At 56.1% G+C, this 25,444-nt stretch carries 18 protein-coding genes; 3 read left to right on the top strand and 15 right to left on the bottom strand.

The genetic code is table 11. The features are described 5' to 3' along the window. The first annotated feature begins 60 nt into the window (after positions 1-60). Together CGZ80_RS19905 and CGZ80_RS19900 are read left to right on the top strand one after the other, a co-directional pair. Positions 61-2,820, top strand: a complete 2,760-nt coding sequence (locus CGZ80_RS19905) for a hypothetical protein (RefSeq protein WP_094417433.1) — start codon at positions 61-63, stop codon at positions 2,818-2,820. A gap of 162 nt (positions 2,821-2,982) precedes the next feature. Further along, positions 2,983-4,263, top strand: coding sequence for a Gfo/Idh/MocA family protein (locus CGZ80_RS19900; protein ID WP_094417432.1), 1,281 nt, complete (start codon positions 2,983-2,985; stop codon positions 4,261-4,263). Positions 4,264-4,274: 11 nt separating this feature from the next. On the opposite strand, the gene CGZ80_RS19895 is transcribed toward CGZ80_RS19900, so the two are convergent. From CGZ80_RS19895 to CGZ80_RS19885, 3 genes are all read right to left on the bottom strand, one after another. After that, positions 4,275-6,575 carry a tetratricopeptide repeat protein gene (locus tag CGZ80_RS19895; RefSeq protein WP_094417431.1) on the bottom strand — a complete coding sequence of 767 codons (2,301 nt, stop codon included), beginning with the start codon at positions 6,573-6,575 and terminating at the stop codon, positions 4,275-4,277. A gap of 758 nt (positions 6,576-7,333) precedes the next feature. Continuing rightward, positions 7,334-7,918: a hypothetical protein gene (locus tag CGZ80_RS19890; RefSeq protein WP_094417430.1), complete on the bottom strand. Its 585-nt coding sequence runs from the start codon at positions 7,916-7,918 to the stop codon at positions 7,334-7,336. Between the two features lie 89 nt (positions 7,919-8,007). Next, entirely contained in the window at positions 8,008-8,907 is a 900-nt protein-coding gene (locus CGZ80_RS19885) for a 3-methyl-2-oxobutanoate hydroxymethyltransferase (RefSeq protein ID WP_198953740.1), read from the bottom strand. 896 nt (positions 8,908-9,803) lie between these two features. On the opposite strand from CGZ80_RS19885, the gene CGZ80_RS19875 reads away from it, so the two are divergent. After that, the gene (locus CGZ80_RS19875; RefSeq protein WP_094417428.1) at positions 9,804-10,214 is read left to right on the top strand and encodes a hypothetical protein; all 411 of its coding nucleotides are present in this window, start codon (positions 9,804-9,806) and stop codon (positions 10,212-10,214) included. 916 nt (positions 10,215-11,130) lie between these two features. Here CGZ80_RS19875 and CGZ80_RS19860 read toward each other — a convergent pair. From CGZ80_RS19860 to CGZ80_RS28095, 12 genes are all read right to left on the bottom strand, one after another. Further along, positions 11,131-12,015 (bottom strand): hypothetical protein, encoded by an 885-nt coding sequence (locus CGZ80_RS19860; RefSeq protein ID WP_094417425.1) that lies wholly within the window; start codon positions 12,013-12,015, stop codon positions 11,131-11,133. A 63-nt stretch (positions 12,016-12,078) separates the two neighbouring features. Continuing rightward, positions 12,079-12,903: a tetratricopeptide repeat protein gene (locus CGZ80_RS19855; RefSeq protein WP_143544043.1), complete on the bottom strand. Its 825-nt coding sequence runs from the start codon at positions 12,901-12,903 to the stop codon at positions 12,079-12,081. Continuing rightward, positions 12,887-13,708, bottom strand: a complete 822-nt coding sequence (locus tag CGZ80_RS28340) for a hypothetical protein (protein ID WP_094417423.1) — start codon at positions 13,706-13,708, stop codon at positions 12,887-12,889. Before CGZ80_RS28340 ends, CGZ80_RS19855 begins: the two co-directional genes overlap by 17 nt. Further along, on the bottom strand, positions 13,705-15,474 hold the full coding sequence (locus tag CGZ80_RS19845) for a type II and III secretion system protein family protein (RefSeq protein WP_158222791.1): 1,770 nt from the start codon (positions 15,472-15,474) through the stop codon (positions 13,705-13,707). The genes CGZ80_RS28340 and CGZ80_RS19845 overlap by 4 nt, the downstream gene beginning before the upstream one ends. Positions 15,475-15,748: 274 nt before the next feature. After that, complete coding sequence (locus CGZ80_RS19840) at positions 15,749-16,006, bottom strand: hypothetical protein (RefSeq protein WP_094417421.1); 258 nt, start codon at positions 16,004-16,006, stop codon at positions 15,749-15,751. Continuing rightward, positions 15,963-17,501, bottom strand: a complete 1,539-nt coding sequence (locus tag CGZ80_RS19835; RefSeq protein ID WP_094417420.1) for a tetratricopeptide repeat protein — start codon at positions 17,499-17,501, stop codon at positions 15,963-15,965. The genes CGZ80_RS19840 and CGZ80_RS19835 overlap by 44 nt, the downstream gene beginning before the upstream one ends. A gap of 225 nt (positions 17,502-17,726) precedes the next feature. Further along, on the bottom strand, positions 17,727-18,104 hold the full coding sequence (locus CGZ80_RS19830) for a DUF192 domain-containing protein (protein ID WP_094417419.1): 378 nt from the start codon (positions 18,102-18,104) through the stop codon (positions 17,727-17,729). Then, on the bottom strand, positions 18,101-19,027 hold the full coding sequence (locus CGZ80_RS19825) for a type II secretion system F family protein (protein WP_094417418.1): 927 nt from the start codon (positions 19,025-19,027) through the stop codon (positions 18,101-18,103). The genes CGZ80_RS19830 and CGZ80_RS19825 overlap by 4 nt, the downstream gene beginning before the upstream one ends. After that, positions 19,027-19,914 carry a type II secretion system F family protein gene (locus CGZ80_RS19820; RefSeq protein ID WP_094417417.1) on the bottom strand — a complete coding sequence of 296 codons (888 nt, stop codon included), beginning with the start codon at positions 19,912-19,914 and terminating at the stop codon, positions 19,027-19,029. The genes CGZ80_RS19825 and CGZ80_RS19820 overlap by 1 nt, the downstream gene beginning before the upstream one ends. 3 nt (positions 19,915-19,917) lie before the next feature. After that, complete coding sequence (locus CGZ80_RS19815; protein WP_094417416.1) at positions 19,918-21,414, bottom strand: CpaF family protein; 1,497 nt, start codon at positions 21,412-21,414, stop codon at positions 19,918-19,920. Next, on the bottom strand, positions 21,407-22,606 hold the full coding sequence (locus CGZ80_RS19810) for a CpaE family protein (protein ID WP_158222790.1): 1,200 nt from the start codon (positions 22,604-22,606) through the stop codon (positions 21,407-21,409). Before CGZ80_RS19810 ends, CGZ80_RS19815 begins: the two co-directional genes overlap by 8 nt. Further along, positions 22,599-25,187: a hypothetical protein gene (locus CGZ80_RS28095; protein WP_158222789.1), complete on the bottom strand. Its 2,589-nt coding sequence runs from the start codon at positions 25,185-25,187 to the stop codon at positions 22,599-22,601. Before CGZ80_RS28095 ends, CGZ80_RS19810 begins: the two co-directional genes overlap by 8 nt. Positions 25,188-25,444: the final 257 nt, after the last annotated feature.

Raw genomic sequence — 25,444 nt, 5'->3', positions numbered from 1 at the left:
CAGTTCAGGAGAGCACGACAGTTATTCCCGCCAGTCGTTCGGCCTCGGCAAACCTTTCCGTTGCCGAATCACGGTCCGAATCACTCGGCGATTCGCCGACCCGGTCGGTACCTTGCCGGTTTGCTTGTGGTCCTGATTTTAGGTTTGGGCAACGGGTCAGCATGGGGCGAATTTTACGACCGCCTCGATGCCTATCCGCCGCGTTGGTCACTGGACACTTCCGATTGCGATGCACGACTCACCGAACAACGCGTGTTGCCAGCAAGTGGCTTCGACGGAGAAGGTTGTGAAACGATTACGTTTCACGCCGGTTTAGGCAGCGAAGCCGTTATCGTTTATCCGATTGAACCAGTCCACGCGATCGACGATTTGAATGCAGGCGTCTATGTGTTGAGCGCTCGGCCTGGCGCACGCGTCGGCCTGCGTCTTCGCTTTCCCTACGTTCGAGATCCTGAAACTCGTCGCCCGATCTCCGCGGTGATCTACGGCGCCACTTACGAACGCCCCGGCAAGTTCCAGCGACTTGGAATCGGCAAGATTGAAAGTGACTTGCGAATCTGCATCGCGAAACTTCATCGACAACTTGGGTCCGAAGCGAACCTCGCTGATCCTTACGTGGATGCCGTCGCGATCAATGCCTACAGCGGAGCCGGACTAACAACGTTGCGACTGGACGAGTTGTCGATCGAGGGAATGGTCAGTGTTGGTGACTTGGAGCAGTCCCAAAATCGTTCATCAGAACAAACGCGAACGGTCACGCGATCAATGGCAAATGGACTCTTTGTGCCATCACCGTTGCAAACGAACCGCGAATCGCAATCCGAATCGAATGAACTTCCCTCGGCGTTTCCCAAGTCTTCGATCATTCGCATCATTGAACATCGCGGCGAGCCTCTCGCTTGGCTCCGCTCGCTCGGCTTCAATGCGGTCCTGCTTTCGCATCCCCCAACAGCAGAGATTCTTCGCGAAGCCATCCGGACGGGCATGTTGGTCTATTCTCCGCCTCCAATGGCCCCCGATCCAGAACTACAAACATTGCTCGACCCGGTGATGGCTTGGTACCTGGGCGGCGGTGTTGCCTTGGATCAAGAACGCATCGCACAAACCGATCAAACGGTCACACGCCTACGCGGATTTCCAACCATCTGGCAAAGACCGATCGTGATTGCTCCGGTCGAAGCGATGAACCGCTATGCCTCGTTCGCGGACGCAGTGGTCTATGATGCGGCCCTTCGGTCTCGCGGTCTCTCTTCGGACGAACAAGTCAAATCGTATTGGAACTCTTGCTCGCGTATTGCAGACCGAATTGACATCGCGGTTTCGGTTGAGTCATCGGCCCCCATTGGTCTATCGCAAATGAACGATGCGATCGCGGCCAATTCCGGTGCTCCCAGCGAGGGAGTCTTTCGTTGGCATAGCCTGTTGATCCAAGTCTTTCAATTGCTTGAGCACTCCCCCTCAGCAATCGTGTTTCACTCGCCTGCACCACTGACTTCTGGGACAAGCAATGCGCATCAGCGTTCCCTAGCGCTCAGCTATCTCAACGGCATGGTTGCGATGATGTCACCCTGGATGGCCTGGGGCGAACGCGCGACTCCCTACACGGTCACCGGATCGGCGTATCACTGCGGCGTATTGAAATCCGGATCGACTCAAGTGCTGATGCTGACCAGTGATGCGGGCGTTCGAGACCAGATTCTCGCCGGCGACGGAACCACCGTCGAAATCAATCTTCCGCCCGCCATGGCAGGCTTCACCGCTTGGCGAATGACTGATTTCACGGCCGAACGTCTCCCCATTCGCACGGCGGGTGGCACAACGCGACTGCAGGTTGTCTCTCCGGACATCGCCGAAGTAATCGTGTTGAGCGCCGACGCCAGGCTGGGGACTCAACTGGAACAGTCCGCGCGGCAATTCGCCAACCGCGCGGCTTCGGATCGTTGGCAACTCTCCGGCGACCAAGCTCGACACGCGCAAACGGATTGGCAAAACGCTGTCAGTTCCGGGGCAAGCGAAGCGCTCATGCCAGTCGGATTACTTAATGCCGCGATGGACTCACACGCTCGTGCCGAAGACGCATACCGCGCCGGTGACTTTCACAACACCTTACGACTGGCACGTCGAGCCGACGCCTGGGCGACACGAGCGAACATCCAATTGGGACAAAGCCTGGTCCCGCTCGAAGCGGTCGACGACGTTCGCTACCAAAGCATTCCTCCACTTGACGAAGGCAACTTGGCATTGCAAGCGCTTTGGCGTCCGCTGATGCTCGACCGCGGCTGGAGCAACAACTTGATCGCACTCGGAGGACTTGATCAACCGAATGCACTTGGACCAGAGAATTGGACCTACGGGAAACGGAATCTCGATCGTGCGGAAAGCGATATCGTGTGGATTTCACGTGGATACTTCAGCGGATCGGGCGCGATGCGTTTGACGGCCGCATCGACAACAAGCGAACCACTGGGCGGCGGCTACGCCGGAACGATCGCAATGCTGTCGAGCCCCTCGGTGCGGATTGCCCCGAAGCAGGTTATCCGTATCGACGTCATGGTTCGCACGGTCGGCTTTAGCCAGCCTCATCAAGGACTGCTCGTGTACGACAGCTTGGGTGGGCAGGAACTTGGTGTCCTGGTGCATCATGCGGATTCATGGAAACGCGTTCGACTGTACCGCTACAACACCAGCCAACAAGACATCCGGGCGATGTTCGAAATCATCGGAGATGGGGAAGCGATTATCGATGAGGTTTCAATCCGAGTCTGGGAACCCGGGCCGCTCGCTGCGTTGCCAGAAATCGGCCGCACCGTTCCCCAATAACGACTTGCTGCGACATCGCGGTTTGTTGTTCTGATAGGATGGGTGGTGCGTTTACAGTCCCCCAAACACGATCTCTCCCCAGTCGCATTCGATGGCTTTCACCTGCCGTTCGCAGTGGCGATTTGAGATCGACAACGTCCCTCCTGCCATTCCCATCCCGCCATGATCGACCGTCGCCAAATGATCAAATCGGCCGTCGCTACGTCAGCGACCGCATTGGCCGTCCACACAAGTCTTTCTGCACAGTCAGTCTCTGCCGCTGCCAACGAACGGATCCGCCTTGGCGTCATCGGCATCGGCCCGCGCTGCCGGTATGTGCTTGGCGGAATGCTGAAACACGCGGATGTCCAATGTGTTGCAATCGCGGATGTGCAATCCGCGCGACGTGACGAAGGCAAACAACTCGTCGACTCGATGGCCGGCCACAACAATTGCGAAACCCATATCGACTTTCGCGAGATCCTGGACCGCAAAGACATCGATGCAGTTTTAATCGCGACCGGTGATCGCTGGCACGCCAACGCGTCCATGCTTGCCGCCGAAGCAGGCAAAGACATCTACAGCGAAAAACCCTGCGGCATCACGATCGATTTGTGCCGCCGGCTTTCAGAGACGATCAAGACAACCGGGCGAGTTTTTCAAGCGGGAACGCAGCGCCGCACCGTGACGAATTTTCAACAAGCCGTCGGCATGGTCCACGACGGAAAGCTCGGCAAACTGCAATCGATGCACGCGACCGTCTACGTCCCTGAAATCAAAACCGAATGGCTCCCAGGCCAACCGACACCGGATCCTCGACAGTGCGATTGGAACCTGTGGCTTGGCCCGGCACCTTGGCGTCCGTACAACGAAACCTATGTGAACGGAGGCTGGCGTGGTTACCACGACTTCGATTCCGGCGCACGACTGCTGGACTGGGGTGCCCACACCGTCGACCTTTGCCAGTGGGCCAAACAAGCCGACGACACGATGCCGGTCGAATACACCGCCGACGACAAAGGCATTACCTGCAAGTACGCTGACGGTACACCGCTACGCATTCACTTCTTGAAAACACCCTTTGGTGAACGTCCAGGCTGGGTGCAATCACTTGGCACTTGCCCGGTGCGTTTCGAAGGGACCGCCGGGTCCGTCGAAGTCGGCGATAGTGGCGGAATCGTGACGAAACCAGAATCACTCGCCAGTGGCTTGGCTCCGCTTCCCGACAAAGAACGTGGACTGGACGTCGAAGCCCACTCACGAAATTGGCTCGACTGCATCAAGTCACGTGAACTGCCCAACGCCAATCACAACGTCATGCGACGATCCCACACCGCATGTCATGCCGCGGCACTATCATGGATTCTCGGCCGAACCCTGCGATTGGACCCCAAGACCGAACTGTTCGCCGGCGACGACGAAGCCAACCGACTTCGCGAACGGCCGCAGCGAAACTGGAGCTGAGCTAGTCCGAGTCAGTTCGTGGTGCTCGCAGAATTCGCTGTCACGTTCGCTGCCACAGTCGACGTGACCGCGAGCGGCACCGACGTTGTTTTGGACTCACACCAACGTTTCCAAATCGAGCGATACGCCTTTTCGACCTCCGTGACGAAACGCTGTTCATTCGCGATGGTATCGCTGGTCTGTTGACGCAGCGTCTGCCGCAAGGCTGCGAGCGCGTCAACGTCCGAAGACAAAGCACGTAGCTTTTCAGCATACTCGCTTTGCGATCGTGCGATCCATTCCGGATGCCCAAGGTGATGAACGATCCCCGCTGTCCCACGCGACGGTCGATTCTTTCCATAGATCGCGACAACGGGAACGCCCATCCACAACGCGCCCATCGTGGTTGTTCCGCCAGCCCAGGGCGTCGCGTCCAAGCCGATGTCGATCTCGGAATAGGCGGTCAAGTAGTTGCCACTTTCGAACGTATCGCGAATCTCAATTCGCTCACGATCGATTCCGCGAGCCACTAGCCCGTCGCGTATCTCTTGTTTCGATCGCTCATTGAACCAAGTGTTGGTGGCCAGCAGTTTTGAATTGGGACAAGCATGCATCGCCGCAGCCCACATGTCTTGCGTGGTTTCTGAGATTTTGAATGGACGATGGAGCGAACCGAATGTGACATATCCGTTGCGCAGCGCCGGCAACGGTGTCAACTCGGGTGCGTCGCCTGGTGGTTGAAAGGAGAACGAACCGCCGGGGATCCGCAGCAACTCTTCGCTATGGTATGAAGGCTCGTCGAGCGGGTTTTGCACTTCACAAGTCAGCGTGTAATCCATCGCCTTCAGCCCCGTGGTGTTGGGGTACCCGAGCCATGAAATTTGCACCGGTGCCGGTTTGTTGGACCAGGCCGTCAAGCGGTTGCCAGACGTGTGGCCTGAAAGATCAACCAGGATATCGATCTTGTCCTCGATAACTTGGCGGACAACTTGCTCATCGGAGTACCCGACAGTGGTCCGCCAATGGTCGGAATACGATTTCAATTGCCGGGTTACCTCATCGCTGACACCGTACTCGTAGTAGCAGAACGTTTCGAACTGAGACGAATCCGCTAGTCGCAACAGTGGTTCAAAAAACACCGACACGGCGTGCTTTCGAAAATCTGCCGATGCATAGCCAATCCGAAGTCGACGATTCGGATCTCGATCGTTCTGATGGTTGTCAATCGGGTTGGGGCTGCCATGCCGCTCGCCCCACCGAAGGTGTTCTTGAAAAACTTCTTCGGGAGAGAAACTTGGGTCGCCGGTCATCAGATACAACACACAGCCATTGGCTTCGCTGTGGCTTGGATCGATCCGAACCGCTTCCTTCATGGTTTCCAACGCATCTTGTCGCCGGTCGGCGGCGATTTGCGTGAACCCGAGTGAGCAAAGTGCATGCGGGTTGTCGGGTGACAACTGCAACGCGTGCCGCAGATTTTCCTCCGCCGCTTCGACTTCTCCCAACCGCATCAAGGTGTGACCAAGATAATGGTATGCCTTCGCACTCGACGGAAAGTCGTTGACGACAGACACTAGCGATTTCTTTGCTTCTTCCAATCGGTCAAGCTTTTCTAAGACCCTGGCGTGCGTGACTCGCATGACTTGATCGTGGGGATTTTGCACGATCGCTTGTTCCAGGACTTCCAACGCTTCTTCGAACCGCGTTTGCCTGCGCAGGCACTCACCCAGATTCGTGATCAAATTACAGTTGGCGGGATTGTCAGCGAGAAGTGTGCGAAACATCGACTCGGCATCAATTAATCGATTCTGCCTCATTAAACAATTGCCCAGGTTCATTGCCGCCTGAGCGTCACCTGGTGCAAGTTGTAGACTTTGTTCGAAAGCGACCTGAGCATCGACAACCTTGCCGGACTCAAGTTGCATCACACCCAAATTGTTATAGTGCTCTGGATTCGCAGGCTCAGCATCGATGACAGCCCGCATGATTTCGATCGCTTGATCGGACTGCCCCATCGCGTGCCGGATCAAAGCGAGATGCCCGATCAAGTCCGCGCGGTCCTCGCCAAACTGGCGAGCCTTTTGGATGCACTCAAGTGCTTCGGCATACGCTGCACCGCTATACAACGTCATCCCAAGCAAGTGCCACGCATCAGCATTGGTTGGGTCTTGGGCGAGGACTTGGCAATAGAGTTGTTTTGCCTCAGCAAGCTTGCCTTGGTTTTGTAGCTCAAGAGCAGTGGCGATCAACTCAGCCAGTGATGCCCCGTCCGTCGCTCGTGTTGATTGTCGACGACCGCGTGACCGCTTCGGTTTCGAATGACTTTTTCCCATCGTCCCGTTCGTTCATTCAGAAGTGATTAGCGAGCAGAGTTCGACGCAGCACCGTTCGAACAAACGCTCCAAGCCCATCACCTACATTCGGCAGCAACCGAATCCCGACTCCAAACAGACTCCCCTCCATCGCCAACGAACCAAACAAGAGGGTTCCCCGCCAAACCCCAAACTCTCCTCAACCAAGCCCCAGGTAGTGGACGAGGCGACGAGTCCCATGCCAAGCCCAACGTAGTGGACGAGGCGACGAGTCCCATGCCAAGCCCCAACGTAGTGGACGAGGCGACGAGTCCCAAGCAAGGTCGCCACCACCGTCCAGGTATCAGAATCTTTGGCGTGCGAAGAACTGATTGTGGGACTTGTTCTGGAGTTGCAAAACTTGCACCGTCGGCCCCTCCGGGGCGAGTCGATGATTCGCGTCGCAATCTCGGGGCTGCCCCCCCAGCTACCGACGCGGACTCCTCCGGAGTCAAACCTGCCGACGCTGAATGAGCCGGCGACGCGATTCACACCAATCTGAATTTTCCAACCAGCCTGCAGTGCCTTTGCGTCCCCGTCAACCGAAGTGCAATCACGCACCGTGCTCCGTCGTCGTTCCGTTGGGAAAGAGCATTGCCTCACTCCTGGCTCGCCCCGGAAGGGCCGGCTTTGGTAGCTCGGGGCGGCAGCCCCGAGTTCTAAACACCACACCAGACAACCGCCTCGGACGGGCCGGCGTCACCTTTTTCGTCGCTGATGCTCGTTCCCTTCTAAGCCGACTACCGTTCGTTACGATGATTCTCGAATTCGATTCTTGGCGGAGCTTTGCCTCGCACCACCGTCAATTTGCGGGCTTCACCTAAAGCGTTGCAGCCGAAGATGCGAGCGAGCTGGCGAGTTTTTGAAAGTGCTGCTGAAAAGTCAACTTCATTCGGTGGCAACAGTTCATAGCGTTTGCCGTTGGATGTCACCAACAAGGCAGCGTACTTGAATCTCGGCGGTCGTCGGCTGTTGCGACCCACGGAATACGCATGACCTTGGGCGATGACACAGTTGATGTCCTGTGCCGCAGCAATCTTCTTGGAACGACGAACGCCCAAAAACGAACGGTCGAAATAGAGGACTCGCTCACCAAGCTCGAATCGATAACGTTCCTCAAGGCGTGTGTAGAGAAAGAATCCCAGCGTTGAGACTCCGATCAGCCCCGCGCAAATGACAAAGTAAATCATCGCCATTTCCGCGAACGCACCGATCAGCACTCCAACCGCGGCAATCGCACTGATGCAACCGGTCAACAGCAACGTCGCGGCGAAGTTTGTGTACGGCACGACGATCAAACGTTCGTGATCGATTTCGATATTCATCGATTCGCGTTTTGATCGGTTCACTTGCAAGCGTTAGGGCTGATCGCGTTTGCGGGAGGTGTCGCCGCAATGAGATGGGCAATCGGCAGCTAGCCGTTGTCGACGGCGGCTAAAAACTGGTCAATCAACCCCTGCGGTGCTTTGACGGTGTGCTCGGGACCGGGGAAGCGTCCGTTTTTGACATCGTCGATGTATTCACGAAAGCCTTCGACTCGTTCGGCTTGAATCGCCTGCTCCATCTTGTAGAGGTTTCGGTACTGCTTGGTGTGTCGAGGAAAGGGCGGGGCGTGATTACCAAGAATGTCTTCCGCAAACATGAACTGGATATCGCCGCCACTGCCCGCACCGATCGACGAAGTGACTAAGCGGGTCCGGCGAGAGATCTGCGCAAGCAGCTCAGCCGGGACGACTTCGACCTCAACCGCCCAGGCGCCTGCTTCTTCAAAGGACTTGATTTGCTGAAAAACCCAAAGTGCCTCGTCGATGGTTTTACCGACCGCTCTCAGTCCTCCCGTCCAAGTGCTTAAACGGGGTACGAGTCCGGCATGGGCTTCGACAGGGATACCGGCATCGGAAACGGCACGAATGAATTCCGGTCCCCATTGGCACATGATCCCATCAGCGCCGGCCTCCATTGCAACGTAGCCCGCGCGGACTGCTTCGGCTGCAGTGGCGATTTTTGTCAGCCCGATACAAAACGTCATGAAAGTGTTTGGCGCGGCTTGGCGAAGTTCCAACGCACTTGCCGGATTGGCGGGATCGAACTTGACCTTCAGTGTGTCGATCCCGGCTTCTTCGGCAGCCACCGCCTCACGGACCGTGAACGGCATCGTTTCCGTGAGAACCGTTTTGCCTTTCAAATCTTGCAGGTGTTTGATCGTGTGGTTTCGCAGAGCGTACTGCCCGCCCAGCGTCATGGTCCGGTGCAATCCCCGCTCATGCGCGTCACGGGGAGGCAGTGAATTTGATCGGCTAGCGTCTGATTTCATAAGATTGTTCTGTCACATCGATGGGCCATTGCGAGGCAGACGACGAGCGATGCGAAAGCAAGCTCACGCCTTGATCAACTCGCGTCCGCTATCGTATCGAACGAAGCGAATGCACGCGACCATCGCTTGCTGCAGTGAAATCAGCGAAGCGACGGTCGCAAGGCGAACAGAGCGACGGTGCAATCGAATTTGCTGCTCTGTGCTTGCTGCTCTGTGCGGCATCGCCGCAGTAAGTACGCCTGTCTCCGCGAAACACAGGCTTAGGATTGGTTGCTCGCCTTGGTACTCTTGAATTGCTGATCGTACGACCCAAACCCAAAACCGACCATTTTGTTCCCACGATGACGCACGGCAAAACCAATCGATTGCAATTCTCGGTTCGATCTTTGTTATTTGCCACGGCTGCCGCTGCGCTATTCCTAGCTATCTTTTCGCCGATGTTGATCGCTAGGTGGCAGGAATACCGAAGGCTAAGAGATTTCGAACGCAAGTTCGATCAACTGTTAAAGGAGATTGACTTTGACAGCTTGCAGATAAAAAGCGATCCGATTTGAGGCAACGCTTTGTAGGTGGTGGCGAAATCTGTGGGGCGGATGGTGCCATCCAGAAAACACGGGAAGGATAAAAGTGGCAGGACTCTTTAAGGGGTCTTCCGTCGGCGGACGCACGTCTTGACTGCTGAAATCGATCATCTTCCGCCCCAACCGAAGGGACGCTTTGCCACTCTAGTTGATTCGTTTGGCGGGGAGGGAGGATCGATTTCCGGGATGATGGATGGCACCAACCATTGCATCCGCACCGCCGGCCCCTCCGGGGCGAGCATTTCGTTGGGGTCGTAATCTCGGGGTTGCCACCCCGAGATACCGACGCGGACTCCTCCGGAGTCAAGCCTGCCAATGATTGTCCATCAATTGGTAGGCGAGGAGCTGACAGGAGTAGAGCCTGCGTCCCTCGGCCAGAACGCGTTCGAAGACATCGAAGTCTTCCGGTTTGTGAAAGATGTCGGCTGTGGTGACCGAAGCGAGGCCGGTCTCAAGCAATCTCGGGGTTGCCACCCCGAGCTACCGACGTGGACTCCTCCGGAGTCAAGCCTGCTGCCGCTGAATGAACCCGCTTCAGGCAACGTGGAAACGATTGGGCGACGTGGCAACTCGACTCGCGGACGGTTCGGAGAACCGAGCGACATTGTCGCTCAGCTCTCCGAGCTGATTGCGTCTTCAGGAGTGCAGAATCTAGTTCCACTTTCCAATATTCGTTGTGCCCCAGACATAGTTGTCGTTATGAAGGACAAAGGTGGGGAAGGATAAAAGTGGGAGGACTCTTTAAGGGGTCTTCCGTCGGCGGACGCACGTCTTGACTGCTGAACTCGATCATCTTCAACCGCAACCAAAATGGGCGTTGTGCCACTCTGATTGATTCGTCTGGCAGCGAAGAAGATTGACGTCTCTCGGCACGATGCAGCCATGAGGACCACGGTCCTTTTGGTTGGCAGGCATTGGACGCGGGCAATAATAATGATCGAAACGCCAAGCGGTTCTGGGTGCCGCGGGAAAGTGACCTGTCAGAACCGATCGCACGGGGCGATTTCGGGAAGGACGCTGCAAAGCGAAGCGGATTGTGGATGAGGCTGGGTTGTTGGCCTGCGTCTTGTACGTTGATCTCAATTAGGCCCGCGCCGCGATGGCAAGAGTCCCGGCCAACGTCTCCACACAAGTGCTTGCGATCAAACGAAATCAGCGCGTGGCGAGCAGATCCCATCCGTCGCGTTTGCCCCCAAGCCAGTTAGCACGGAAGAGGCGGGAAGGGAGGATCGCGAAACACCAGTCGATGAACTGCGTGAGAAACCCAAGCAAGGAAGCAAGAATCAGAGCGGGGGATGCATCTGTCGCGACGTTTTGCCCAGCCCCCGAAACTGAACTCGACAATTTTTCTGAAGACGCCGAAGTCCATCCCGTGCCCATACCGTAGGCACGCGAAGAAGTGATTGGTGGGCTTGATTTCGAGCTCGGGAATTCGCGCCGCCGGCCCCTCCGGGGCGAGGCTGTGGTTGGCGTCGCAATCTCGGGGTTGCCACCCCGAGCTACCGACGCGGACTCCTCCGGAGCCAAGCCCGCCGCTCCTGAATCCGCCCGCGGCGCGGATCAAATCAATCAGAGTTTTCTGACGAGCCTGCAGCAATCTGGGATTATTGGAGACATGCGCTAGAGGAAAAGGCCGTTTATGCTACTCAGATAGTGCAAAGATACTGCCTGACTCAAATACCAAGCGATAAGGACGTACGCTCATCTGGTATGCATAGAGCTCACCAAGACCATACAGACCACTTGACGCAGGAGACTTGTTGGTCTCAGGCACGTTGTTCCCAAGAGAGTAACTGGCAGGCAAATCACCAAGTGACAGAGCACTATCATCGGCTTCCACGGGTGACTGTTGGATAACTTCACCCTGTGCATCTCGAAGTACCTTGTATTGGATCAGCGACCCAGGCTGAGATGGATAGCAAATAACGATTTTGAACTTAGATGGAGTTGGATCTCCTGTCGCCATGATCGAAACAGGAGCCACCCAATTGTCTGCCGACGGGTATGCGTTGGTATTCAGTTCACGAGCACGTGAAATCCCAGTAACAAACCCGCTATCAAAGTCAGGTAGCAGTGGAACCAAAATCGTATTGTCGCCTTCCGCATTTGTGACCAAAGTGCCCGGATATCGAAAAAGCTCATGATCCGTATCATGAATAAAACTCGGAAGCAACAGTTGATTAATTTGTGGAAGGGTACTCAAGAACGCTTTGTCGAAAAACTGTTGTTCTGAAAGAACCAAGTACTCTTCGTTGTAGAATCCCCCATCCTTCAAAGCCATATAGACGTCTTTCGCCGAACTTCCAGTTAGTTCGGAGGAAAGCTCTTTGTCCAGCAATCGCCCGGCGTTCTCCGCAGCGATGTTGTTCTGGAACGAGCCGAGGGCTAGCACTAGGATGCCTAGCAATCCTGCCACGATTGCCGAGAGCACGAATGAGATGATTGCGAATTCGACAAGAGCTTGGCCTTGGCGTTGCAATCGTTTGAAAGACAAGCCGCGGGTGCTGTGTGAAGTAACGCGAATCACGGGAGCGAATTCCGAAAATGGACGAACCGGAGACCTCCGCTTTGGAGGTCACCCTAAATGCAGTCAATGTGCATCTAGTTTAAAGTCCGTGTCTTCATTTCGCAAGAATCCGGCGGGTCGAACGGTGGTTGAATCCGGCTCTTCCCCCCCCGCGATGTTGGTCGTCGAATGTTCCAGTGAAGCGAGCACCTGATTCGACCTTTTAGCAACACTCGGGTCGCGGGCGGCTGCTTCGGTTAGCAACGCTCGCGCGGCGTTCATGTCACCTTGCTGCAGCTTGATCATGCCCAGATTGTGACGTGCTGCCGCCGGTCCGATCGACTCTGCAAACAAGTTCATCGCCTGCGCGTCGTCACCTTGATGCGCACGTAGCACCGCGAAGTTGATTTTCGTTTGACGATGTTCGGGATCGATTTCCAAGGCTCGGACAAAACTTTTTGCCGCAGCCTCCAATTCACCGGAGCTGTATTGAAAGTAGCCATGGTCGCAAAGCAAATCGACGTCATTGGGCGTCTCTTTCAAGGCACGTCGATACTCGATCGCAGCATCATCGACACGCCCCAACCGATCATAGAGCACTGCCAAGGAATGGGCCAAACCAGCCTGGTCGGGTCGTTGTTTGCGCAGATTTAAATAGGCCACCACCGCTTCACGATCCATTCCACGTGATTCGGCCAACAGCGCCGTTTGCAAAGCGATTTCAGCTGACTTGCCCGTAGGATCAGCCAACGGTTGCTGCGAGGGCAGATCGGTCGCTTGCGTCGATGCTGTGAAACGATTTGAAACCGTCGGCAGTGACTTGGGGACCATCCCACAGCCGACACTGCAAAGGAGTCCCGCCAGTGCGACAACGACGTGAGAGATCGAAGGTTTAGAACATTCCGCCACCGCCCATCCCTCCTCCGTATCCACCACCAAAGCCTCCGCCACCTCCAAAACCAGCACCGGAATTGCCGCTGCCAAAACCGCCGCGTCCCATTCCGCCACGGCTTCGCCGCCCGCTTCCCTGGAACATTCGGTTGAACACAGTGGGAGCTTCGACGCCACGCACTCCGACACTACGATCATCGGCAAACACGACCCACTGGTCAGCATCGGGAATCCCCAGGCCAGCCAAGTGTTCGACCACGACGACCCGTCGTCGATTATGCAGTTCTTCAATTCGCTTCGTCGCGTCGGCGTACTCTTCGTCGCTCGCCAACAGCATCGGCTCGTTCTCAATCACGACCCAGTTCGGTGATAGCTTCAACGCATCCGAAAGTCGAGCGATGTGTTTGAGACCATCGGGTGAAAGCTGATCGCCACGATCAAACCATTCATTGCGAGTGATCACCCATTTTTGCTGCTGTGCCCGAGTCACTTGTGCGGCGCGCCATGCTTCGAGATACGTTCCCGGTGGTGCGGGGACGGCGTCATTTGGAATCGCTTCCACGCACTTTTGCCAGTCCGCGACCATCGCCACAGGCATCGATTGCCCGACCGTCTTGGGAAGACAATCCGTCGTGCAGGCCTCGGGGCATTCATCCGGACAGGATCCGCAGAATCGATCGCTTGCGCATCCGATCAGCGACAACAGGGTGACTGCGGCAACGGACGTCCCGAAAGTCGAAAATGCCTTGGAGTATTGCCGGAAAGCACGTCTACGCACGGATTGTGTTTGAGTCGCGTCAATCGGTGAAGTCATCTTGCTCATCGCACCACCTCACCGTTGATGAATTCCGCAGTCGTCTGGGTTGGTAAACTCAGTTCCGGTAACGGTCGACCGCTGCTGTGTCCCGGCATTCCGATAATGTATTTTTGCTCGCAGCGGCGAAAGGCTTCCATTCGATGGATGTTGCTCCGAACGGGAGTCCGATAGTCGTCTGCGATTCTTCCTTCGATCGAACCGTGCAAAAAGAACTCCAAGTCGTCCGGTTCGAACGTGTCGCTGCCAGGTACGGGCAACGAAGCCCCCGCTGGTAGCGGCGATACGAGGTGCGGTGTCACGACAACCAAAAGCTCTTGTTCGGAGTAGTTGACGCTGCGATCGCCGAACAGCAAGCTGCCGACAACAGGAATGTCGCCAAGAAAAGGCACTCTCGATGATTCCGCCGAAACCGAATTGCGGATCAAGCCGGCGAGTGCTAATGATTCGCCGTCACGCAGTTCAACCGTCGAATTAAATCGACGCGTCGACAGACTTGGGACCCCCGTCGCTGCATTGGTGCCTGTTCCTGTTCCGCTGCCCGTGCCAGTTCCGTTGTTGTTCGAATTGATTGTTTCGGACACAGCAGCCATCAGTTGCAAACGAATTCGATCACCGTCGGTCACCGTTGGCACGACAGCGAGCTGCACGCCAAAGGGAATGAAAGTTACCGATTCGGTAACAGCCACTTGGTTTGCCGAAACGGTCGTCACTGGAAACTGCCCGCCCACCAAGAACGTTGCCGGCTTTCCGGACAAAGTGGTCAGGTTGGGTTCGGACAATGACCGTGCCAACCCAAGTCGCTTGAGTGCATCGAGCTTCAAGAAGAACTGATCGGTTTGGAAGGTGAGCTCCCCGATCCCCAGGTCTTGGTTGTAAAAGACTCCATCTCCATCGAACAACTGGTTGCTCAACGAATCGGATCGGTCCACACCAAACTGTGCCGACGACAGCAAGCTGCGTCCCGAGTCTCGGACCACTTCGGCGAGCGTCACCTTTAACATCACTTGATGGATGCCGGCGATCTCCAGCATGTTAACGATTCGATTGTTGATCGAAACCGCGTTGGCCCCCGCAACGTTCTGGCCGTTGAAGATGTTGTTCACGCCCCCCGCTTCGACAACTTCATCAATCGAGAATCCGGAGATCGATTCGGCAGTCGTATTGGGAGGCGATCCGACCGGTGCAAGGTTGGGATCGGCCGCATTTTTCAGTTCCGCGTCTTCTGCCTGCCCTGCGTCGGGCAGACTCTTGGAAATGATCCGCAGGATATTCGTCGCCTCTTCGATGTCACAAGCTTTGCCGCGGACGACGACTTGCTTACCGACATTGCTCAGATCAACGACGCTGTTGGGGAAGCCACGGTTGACATCGCGTTCCAAGTTTTCGAGCAAATTTTGAAACTGCCGAGACTGCTCCGGATCGTCAGTCACTCGCACGAGATAACTGAGCACCTCTTGCTGACCGGTCTGCGGATCCTTGAACCAAAAGTTGACCGTTGTCGAACCGACTTTCATGCCCGTGACGCTAATTTCGCTTTCGGACAAACTCGCGATTTCGGCGATCTTTGCATCACCAACCTGATCACGAAACGGAGGGACCCGAAACCGAAGCACCGTCGGTCGGCCTTGGACAACGTCCAAGGTTTGTGCGGGATCAACACGTTCGACAAGGAATCTGGATTCCTTTGTATTCGCCACGCCGAGATCGGGGTCACGAAAGAGGTTTTGGGCCTGACTGGAATTGGCGGAGAGCCACAGCAGGCACACCGACACGATCTTTATCGTTCGGTTTGCATGGGGTGGCATCGGGAACATGGCATGCGTTTCTCATTGGCAGTTGAAGGAGAGTCCGGCACTGTGGTGACCAATCCGCATGACGGGTGTTAGCATCGGTTTAATCGGCAAGACCCGGATTGCCGCTTTAATCTGATTCATGAGTTGCCGGGTACATCGGGCAAGACTTGACTCTAAACCGCAAAAAACTGGCGGCTGCCCCTCATAGAGCTCCGATGAGAACGCGTGATCACACGCATTCAGCTTAAGAGCCCTACTCGTCTGGTGAACTGCCTCCCACCAGCTGGCGTTCAAGTTTGTTGCGTAGTGCTTCCGCGCGGCTGACATGCTGCCCCTTCGCGATCAATTTCTCGCAGAATCCGGCGGCTTCGGCATACTGCTGCTGACGCTCGAGCAAAAGTGCAAGATTGAACATCGCGTCAGCGTCGTCCAGCTGCACCGCAAGTCGATAGTCTTGCTCGGCAAAGTCAGTCTTTCCGAGACGTTCCCAAACGTAGCCGCGACGCTTCACCGCTTTCTGGTTCTAGCTCGATTGCCCGACTGAAACTTTTGATCGCGGCAACAGGATCACCGGTTTCACGCTGCGTGTCGCCGAGCCCGATGTAATAGCCCGCATACTTGTCGTTCTGGCTCACTGCGGTTTCTGCATAGACACGAGCGGTTTTCCAATCGCCGAGCGATGCGTATGCCATGCCGAGATTGTGTGCGACCCGCGGGTTGTTCGGTTCGAGATCAAAGTTTGACTGCCAAAACCGAACCGTTGATTGGTAGTCAAGGTTTCGCTGGTGCGTGCGCATCCCCCACATCAACAGCAGGCCAACCCCAATCAGCCGAATTACTTGACGCATCGAAACCATCGTTCTGCGCAGGGCGACTCCGCCGACGACCAGCAGCGCGACGAGAAACACCAGAGGAAAGTACATCCGGTGCTCGAACACCATGTCAGGACTGGGCGCAAAACTGGATCGTGGGGCCAACGTCAGGTAGACCATGACAATCAATATGCCGGCACATTTGCGATGATAAAACAGCCAAATCCCTAACAACGCAAGCGAGGCGAGTAAACACATTGCGGGGATGTATCGCAACGGGTCATGCTCCGGCATCCACCCATAATCCAATCGCAGATCTCTTGGATACAGCACCAGTTTCATGTAGTGCAGGATGACGACCGACTGAGTTTGTAGGTATTGCAGCGGCGACAATTCGTGGTGAATTGATCGAGCCGCATATTCGCTTCCAACAGTCGGAACCATTGCGAAGAGGTATCCTGACAAACACAGGACAAGGTAGCTCCACGCGGAGAGGATCCCGCCCCAAGCGATGGTTCGTAACGCCTTCAATCGATGTTTCGAAAAGTTGCCAATCGCTGCCCCGCCTCGTAAACGGCTGAAGAACAAATCCCAGACGAAAATCAAAAACGGCAACGAGATCGAAATTTGCTTTGAAAGGATCGCACACCATGCGAAGAAAATTACACCGATCGCTGCAGAACGCTTTCCATCAAGCAAACCACACCAGCACCGTAGGGTCAGCAGCATGAAGAGCACCGCGACCGATTCGTAGCGCTGAATGATGTAGGTCACCGACTCGGTGGTCAGTGGATGGACACCCCAGAGAACCGCTATCCACCAGGCGGGCCAGATTGAAGTTTGGTGGTTTCCTTTATCCTCAAGATTGCTTTCGACAGGCTTCGCAAATTCGTGGGTTGCCCAAAGCTCAGTTGCCCACAGCCCAATCGAGAAGACGCACAACACGCTTGCCAAATGCACAAGCAAATTGACGAGGTGGTATCCCCAGGGATCGAAGCCGTTGAAGTGATAGTTCGCCCAGAAAGAGAGATCGACCAACTGGCGTGAATCTCGCAGAAAATGGCCCCAAGACGAGTACGGGTGAACGTAACGTTGCTCCAATATCAGGTCATCATCGAGCACATACGTGCCATCAAAACTCGATGCATAGACAATGCCTACCACACCGAGTAGACCGATGATTGCATTGATCATCCGAAGTCGATGTGTCTTTCGATGCACTACGGAATGTTGGTCTTGGGTTTGATGCATCTGTTATTCAGACAACGGCTTTGGATGTCTGTCGGTTTCGCTTAAGTGATTTCAACGTTGTTTGTTGTTGGCGGGGCGAACGCTACTTTCACGGAGCGAAAGGCGACATTGGTGAATTGGTTGGCGGTTGATACTTTTGACCATGCTGCAGATGCACATGGCATGCGTTTACGAAATCGGTTTGATGACGGTCTCGAGGCCTTCGGTGATCATCGTTGAATTGCTTAACGACTTTGCCTCGATGACATGCCTTGCCGATTTCGACTTCGTCCTAGCAATGCGCCAGGGCTGGACTCCGCGTCGAATGTCAACCACACGCAGCGATTCATCCAGAAAGAACACATCGATTGCGAATCGCATCCAAGCGGTATGAATGGAAACGCAATCTTTTAGCCACAGCGCCTCGCCATCAGCCATTCCGCTGCGGAATTGCAATCCGCACAACCGTTTCCAATAGGTATCCGCAACAACAAGCTGATCGGCAAGAACGTGTTCGCCCCGCGCCGTCATCCAGCGAATTCGTTCAGCGTGCTCTTCAGCGCTCACGATGAGGCTCCGAATCCGTTGCCGATGACTTGATCGAGCATCTGAACAATTTGATGGATGATCGGCCCCAGTGACGCGATCATGATTCCGGGCAAAAAACAGATGATCAACGGGAACAGCAATTTCACGGGCACCGCCATCGCTTGTGCGAGTGCCCGTTCCCGTCGGCGGCTGCGCAAATCATCCGCTTGAGCGCGCAGTGTTGTGGCGAGCGACGCGCCGATCTGTTCGGCATGGATCAGTGCCGACACAAAGATCGAAAACCAGGGAACGCTGACGTTGTCTTTCAGCCGCCGCAACGAATCGATCCGACCTCGCCCGGTTAAGATGTCTCTCAAAAAATACCGAAACTCCTCCGCCAACGGACGATCATTCCGCTGCGTCTCTAGCACGCGTTCCAGTGCCGCATCGAAACTAAGCCCAGCTTCTGCCAGTGTTGCCAACAGGTCCAGCGACAAGGGCAGATCTTGCTCGATCATGCGAACTCGTTTGCGTCGACGGCCGCGGACCACGATGGCTGGCATCGCGACAACGACTGCGACGGCCATCACGGGACTGATCCAAAGCAACGGCAGAAACACTTCGCCGACCGAACCCGGAATCGCTCGCAGCACCGTGCCGCCGAGTGTGATCACGGCGGATTGATAAAGCAAAAACGCGACGAGCAATCCGAACAACAGCGCGGCGGCATTGGCGGCAAGAAACAACACCGTTGCGTTGGGGCTGCGAAAGCCGGCACGGAACAGCCATTGTCCGATCCAGCCACGTGACTTCGTACGGGACACCTCATCCGATTCTGGCAACTCGACGGCAGTCGCAAGTCGCTGGTTGCTGACCATCCATGCCCACATCCAGCGCAGCATGAAGGTTCCGGCGATCAGCGGGATGGCGGCAAGCACAAGTGGCAGAAACTTGGTGACCATCAGAACTTCGGCTTACTCATCCAAGAGATCCACATCATGCCGACAGCCTGCATCACCATCCCAACCGAGACCATGATCTGGCCGATAAGGCTGGTTAAAAAACCGCTCATCCGTTCGGGATCGTTTCGCCAAATCAGCGCGCCGATGAAGTATGTCACCACAATCACACTGACGACCGACATCCGAGCCTGCGTCGTCATCGCATTCATACGACGCGACAGCTCGATTCGGTCGCGAATGGTCCGCCCGACATTGGCAAGCGTGATCGAAAGCTTGCCTCCAACACGCCAATTGACCGCCAACGTTTGGCAGAACAGCGTGAGACTTTCCAGCGGCAATCGATCGGACAAGTCCATCACCGCTTCGACAGGGTCTTGCCCATAGCGGATCGCGCTGACGAGTTGCTCGGCTTCGACACGCCATGGCTTGGCCGCGTCGGCAACGGCTGATTCCAATGCCGCTTGCAAACTGCTGCCTGACTTGACGCCGGCGACCATCATGTCAATCGTGTCGGCAAGCTGCTGCTGCAATTGGTCCATCCGGTACTGCAACCAGATTCCATCAAGTTGCCAACAGCATAGGAATGTCATGACGTAGATGGCGGCTAGGTAGGGCCAAGGAATGCCCAAGGTCAAACGCAATACGGCGGAAACAACCGCGGCAACGATCAATCCGATCCACGCATAGCGGCGCAGCACCGGACTGCGACGCGTTCTGATCGGCGACCGGCGATCAAGTTCGTCGTCACGTTGGTGAATCTGTTCGGAACCGAGCTGTAGACGAGCCCTTGATGCCGCGGCCGATTGGCTTCGATAGAGCGCGACGATGATGCCAGCCAATCCGCCGACCAAGATCAGCCCGAACACTGCGAATAACACACCCGCCATGACCTACGCCCCTGCCGCATCAGAGGCGTTCGTTCCGCTGCGGAACATCTCGAGCGGAATGTCAAAACCGCGTTCGCGCAATTGGTGAACCCGCCGAGGCACGATTCCGGTCGCCACAAACTCACCGACGATTCGCCGTTCCTGTCGCCCCGTTTGACGGAATACAAAGATTTCTTGCATCTGTGGCATCGACTCTTCCATCCCGGTGATTTCGGCGATGGATTCGACACGCCGCACACCGTCATCGTATCGACGGACGGAAATGATAAAGTCAACTGCCGAAGCGATCTGTTCACGAATCGCACGTTGTGGCAGTTCGACACCCGCCATCAGCACCATCGTTTCCAACCGCGAAACGGCGTCCCGTGGACTGTTAGCGTGAACGGTGGTCAGCGACCCGTCATGACCGGTATTCATCGCTTGCAGCATATCGAGTGCTTCACCAGAGCGAACTTCGCCGACGATGATTCGGTCGGGCCGCATCCGCAGCGAGTTGACCAGCAAGTCTCGCGCGGTGATTTGGCCGGTGCCTTCGAGGTTTCTTGGCCGAGTCTCCATCCGCACCACATGCACTTGATCGAGCAGCAACTCCGCCGCGTCTTCGATCGTAACAATCCGCTCGTGATCCGGGATCGCTTCGCACACAGCGCCCAGAAAAGTCGACTTCCCCGCGCCCGTTCCGCCAGACACGATGATGTTGCTGCGGGCGATCACCATCCACTGCATAAACTGTCGGACCGGATCGGAGAACATTCCCAATCGCTGCAGATCTTCACGCCTGAGACGACGTTTTCCGAATCGACGGATCGATAGCGTTGGCCCGTCGATGGTCACAGGAGGCAGCGTCGCGTTGACACGGCTACCGTCGGTCAATCGCGCGTCGACCATCGGGGAACTTTCGTCGATCCGTCGGCCAACACGAGCGGCGATCCGCTGGATGATCCGCGTGAGGTGTTCGGCATTTCGAAATTGGACGTCGGTGACTTCCAGGCGACCGAAACGTTCGACATAGACCTGATCGTATCGGTTGACCAAAACGTCAGTCACCGCCGGATCACCCAGAAGCGGCGCGAGCGGCCCCACGCCGAGCGTCTCCTCCATCAAGTCTTCAGCGAGCTGCCGACGTTCCGTTTCGTTGAGCGGCAAGTCCTCGTTTTCAAGGACATCGGCAACAAAGTCCTCGACCGTTTGTTCGAGGAGTTCGTCCGAAGCGACCAGGAACTGGGGCTGGTTGAGCAGATCCAACAATCGCGAATGAAGAGACGTTTTGACCGACAGGTAATCGCTGACTGAAGGACGTGACGATTCGCGAGGCGACAAACTGAACGCGTTCTCGCCGGTCTCTTTGACCGGGACACGATCGCGAGGCACATCAAACCGCTTTCGTCCCAGCTTCGAACGTACTTCACCAGCGTCGCGTGAAGCCACAGCGTCGCGTGAGGCCCCGGCGTCGCTTAAAGACGATGTGTCTTCGGTGTTCGATGGGTTTAACTCACTCATTGTCTGCACCACTCGTTTCGACGGCAGGCGATTCGAGAGAGACCTGATCGACCGAGGCCACAAGGTCCGCCATCGCTCGGTGCAGTTTCGAAAACCTGACAAAGTCTGACGAGAACGGCCGGCCAGAATTGGCTGCGACAATCGCCCGACGACTGTATGGGATCACAGAATCAACGGGCAACCGAAGTGCGCGGCCGATATCCTCGATCGACGGATTGCCAGTGATTCGCTGGAACCGGTTGACGACGATACCGATGCGTTCGTGTGGGTACTGCAGATCATCGAGCAGCTTGAGTAGCTGAACCGCGCTGAGCACCGTTGGCACAACATTGTCCAGCACCACGTACGCTCGACTGACGATGTCCAACACCGTCATCACGATTTGATCGAACAACGGAAATGTGTCGACCACGACGTAGCGAAACGTACGGCGTGAAAGATTCAGCAATCGCGTCATCGACTGGTCGTCAATGTCAGCGGCCGCAACGGGATCCATGGGTGCGGCGAGCAGCAGCAGTCCCGATTCATGTGGAATCGACAACTGGCGGATCAGCGTTTCGTCCAGTCGTTGTCGTTGCTGGAAAGCATCGAGCAATGTCGTTTTGGGCTCCAAGTTCAACATCGCCGCGCAGACCCCCATTTGCAGCGATGCGTCGATTAGCAGCACTTCGTTGGGGTACCGTGACGCAAGTGACACGGCTGTATTGACCGCTAAGGTGGATTTCCCCACGCCACCTTTGTTGCTCATAAAAGCGATGCAGCGTCCGAGTTGACGCCGGGTGGATTGACCGCGCGGACGCAGGCGATCAAACAGCTGGCGAAGTTCCCGTTGCGGAATCGGCAGCCGCAAAAAATCGGCGACGCCTTCTCGCACAAGCTGTACGATCATCGCTAACGACACACCGCCGGGATCGCCTTCGCCAGCATGAACGCCGACCAACACCGTCTCTGGGGTGACGGCACGCAGCTCGCGAATCGACTGGCGATCGGTTTCAACGTCGCCGGTCAATTCGATCAAAGCGGCTTGGGGCTCACGGTCTCGCGAAATGTCCACCGCACGGGTCAAGTCCGTTGTGACAAAACATTGCGGCGCGACCTCATCGGCCCCGCGGCAAGCGTCAGCGATTCCTTGACCGGTCGCTTCGTTTCGTGCGAATACGAGCAGTTTGATTGCACTCAATGACTCAATCACGCGGCACCGCTCGCATCGCTGAAGGAGACTCGGCGGGCATCGAATAGACACGATCGCTGACGAAGACTTCGGTGACAGGCTTTTCGCTGCCGATGAAATGTTCACGCACGAACGTCCGCACCAAATCGTCGTCTGGCATGTCGCCATTCCCACGGGAAGATGCTTTGTCAACGCCGGCCTGATCAGCGTCCGGTTGTACGGAACTGAGGACGACGCGAAGGGGAACGCCACGGTTGATGAAACTAATCAAGTTTCTGGCGATCCGTTCAGGAACCGCGATGGCGAAACGCTGGACCGTCTGTGTCGTCGTCCGCACATCGGGTTCTTCCGCTGTTTGCACTTCTTCGATTCCACCGGCCGTTGTGGTTCGAGTCGTCGTGCGTCGGGTCAGCACATCCTGACGTGTGCGATCGGAAGCTCCAAACTCTGACAACAAAATCGCCCCGGTCACGATACTTTGCGACAAAGGTGCTCCGAAACCGGGCAGCTTATCCGCTTCTGCGATCGCATCGGATGACGAGAGCGTTCTGCGAACCTGATCGCCAAGTTGTGCCGCTTCCAACACTCGGCCGGAAACGATGTCGAAGGTCGAACCGGGACGGAGCAGATCAAGGTCAACGATTTGATTCGAATCGACCAGGATCCCTTCCATGCCTGCAGGCACGCCAGCGGAAGGGCCAGCGGGTGTGCCTGGGGGAGCAAGATCATTCATTGACACAGTCCGTCCCGCCTTGAGATCACGCAGGGCAACGCGATCGATCAACTGGCTCACGTCCGTTTGCCAATCGTCACGCATCTTTCCGATCGGGAAATAGACATAGCGAATTTGCCCGGTTGCTGGGTCGACGAAGTCATCGATCGATAGCGGCTCGAACGCCTTCACGCTGCGTGTCAAAACCGGGACTTCAACAGGCTTTTCGTCGGTCGCGGCTTCGATTTGCGAAACCAATGTCTCGGCGGATTCGCCAACGGTGTTCGCAACAGTTGCGAACGGCGTTCGAGCTGGTTCTGGCTTGTCGGTTTGATATCCGATTTCCACAAAGTCATCGGGTGATACGGACTTCAGTTTCGATTTCCGCAACTGCGACGGCAGCTTGTCTTTTTCTGTCGCACTTCGCGCGACCACGAACATTTCCGCGTCATCACGGATCAATTGGGCGACTTCTGCGATTCGATCGTCGGGCACCGCGATGGTTGCCATGTCATCGGTACTGCGACGAAGCAAGACCGCTTCTGGTACGACTTCGCGAATCCCCGAACTGAGCATTCGCTCGAAGCGTTCGGTTTCGGGAGCCAATGAACCACCTTGCAAGGTAATCCAGGAACTGTCCATCGGCCGCACAGCAACATCCGGAATATTGGCATGGATCGCAAAGCGGTCTCCTTGCATCAAGTCGTCGAAGCCAGAAAGCTGATTGGTTTTGATTGCCATCGCGACCATCCCCTCGGGCACACCTGCTGAGATGCCTTGTTTGGTTCCTACTGGCAGCAAATCCGATTCGGTGATCGGCGAACCCCTCCGAAGCGACCTGGAAACGACTCGGCCATAGACGGCCGTTGGGTCCGTCAACCAATGCTCCGGCACGCGATCGGGCGGAAAATAGTAGTAATGAAGTTGCCCCGTCGCGTTGTCGATTAGCGTCTCGTCGGTCAGCTCGCTATAGGCATCGACGTCAGTCGCAGTGGTGATCACCGCGACCAAGCCTTCTCGCGAGAAAGACGCTTCAATTTCTGAATCGGGACGGCCACTGCGAACAACGCAGGTCATTGGGGTGTGCAACGATATCGCTTCGGTGAGCGGCCCCACTTCTTCTTCGTCGATCGCGATCTCCGCATACGTTGTGGTCAAGGCGGTGGCTTGGCGACTGGACGGTTTCACCGTTAATCCACTGCTGCCTTTAGTCGATTGTTGTTTGCCTTGCAGCAACGTGATCAGTTGACCGCCGGCAACCAAACGTTTGACACCATGCTGGCGCGAGAGCATCCCAACGCGAAGGGAAGGTGGCTTGATTCCACCAAAGACAGCGGCCGGTTCGGAGTTCCCGATCAACTCGTGTTTTTCGACATCACTGGGTTTCAGTGCGATCATCAAATCGAAACGGTCGCCATGGCGTAGCTGCTCCAGCCCAGGAATTTCCTTGGCAGCAATCGTGACCGCAAACTTGCCAGGCGGAACGCCGGCGGAAATGCCAGGACTGGTTCCTTTCGGCAGAAAATCATGTTCGGTCAGCACCATCCCCGCACCTTTGTCGCGGCCGAGGACTCGCCCGACGATGTCGCCGAGATTTCGAGAAGCCACCTCTGCCGTTTTTTCTGGAAGCCAAACGACGTTCAGTTGGCCGGTACGCGGATTGATCAAATGCTCCCGACTGATCGCTTCGAAAGCTGGGACCGGCTGCGCCAACGCAGGAAAAGCCAACTGCCCCGTACGGTCAATTTCCAGTTCGCGTTTGCTCTCGAACATGCCCATCGACCAAGCGACGAACAATCCGGCTAACCCAAGCATGCCGATCGCGGTCCCGCCGATGAACAGCGTGGGCAACAAAGAGCTTCGGTAAGCGTTGCGACGTGAACGAGCCATGATAAAAACGGTTGTGGTTTGACCACCGCAATTGCATCAGCACCGAAGTGCTTTGCATGTAAACGGCAGTGGATTGAATCCATGAATCTCGGCGCACTCCTTTGCAACGATCTCCTTCCTATAAAATCAATGTCGCCATTTGCTCTGCGGAAGCAGTGCTGGGAACGCTTCTTTCGCGGAGCGAAAGGCGACAATGTGCACGCTGCTTTCGCGGCGTTTAATGCGACACTGTGTACGCTCGTTTCGCAACGTCAACG

It is taken from the genome of Rhodopirellula sp. MGV (assembly GCF_002251265.1).
In the GTDB taxonomy this organism is placed as follows: domain Bacteria; phylum Planctomycetota; class Planctomycetia; order Pirellulales; family Pirellulaceae; genus Stieleria; species Stieleria baltica_A.
The sequence above is the reverse complement of the archived record's forward strand: the minus strand, read 5'-3'. Positions and strand labels throughout refer to the sequence as shown.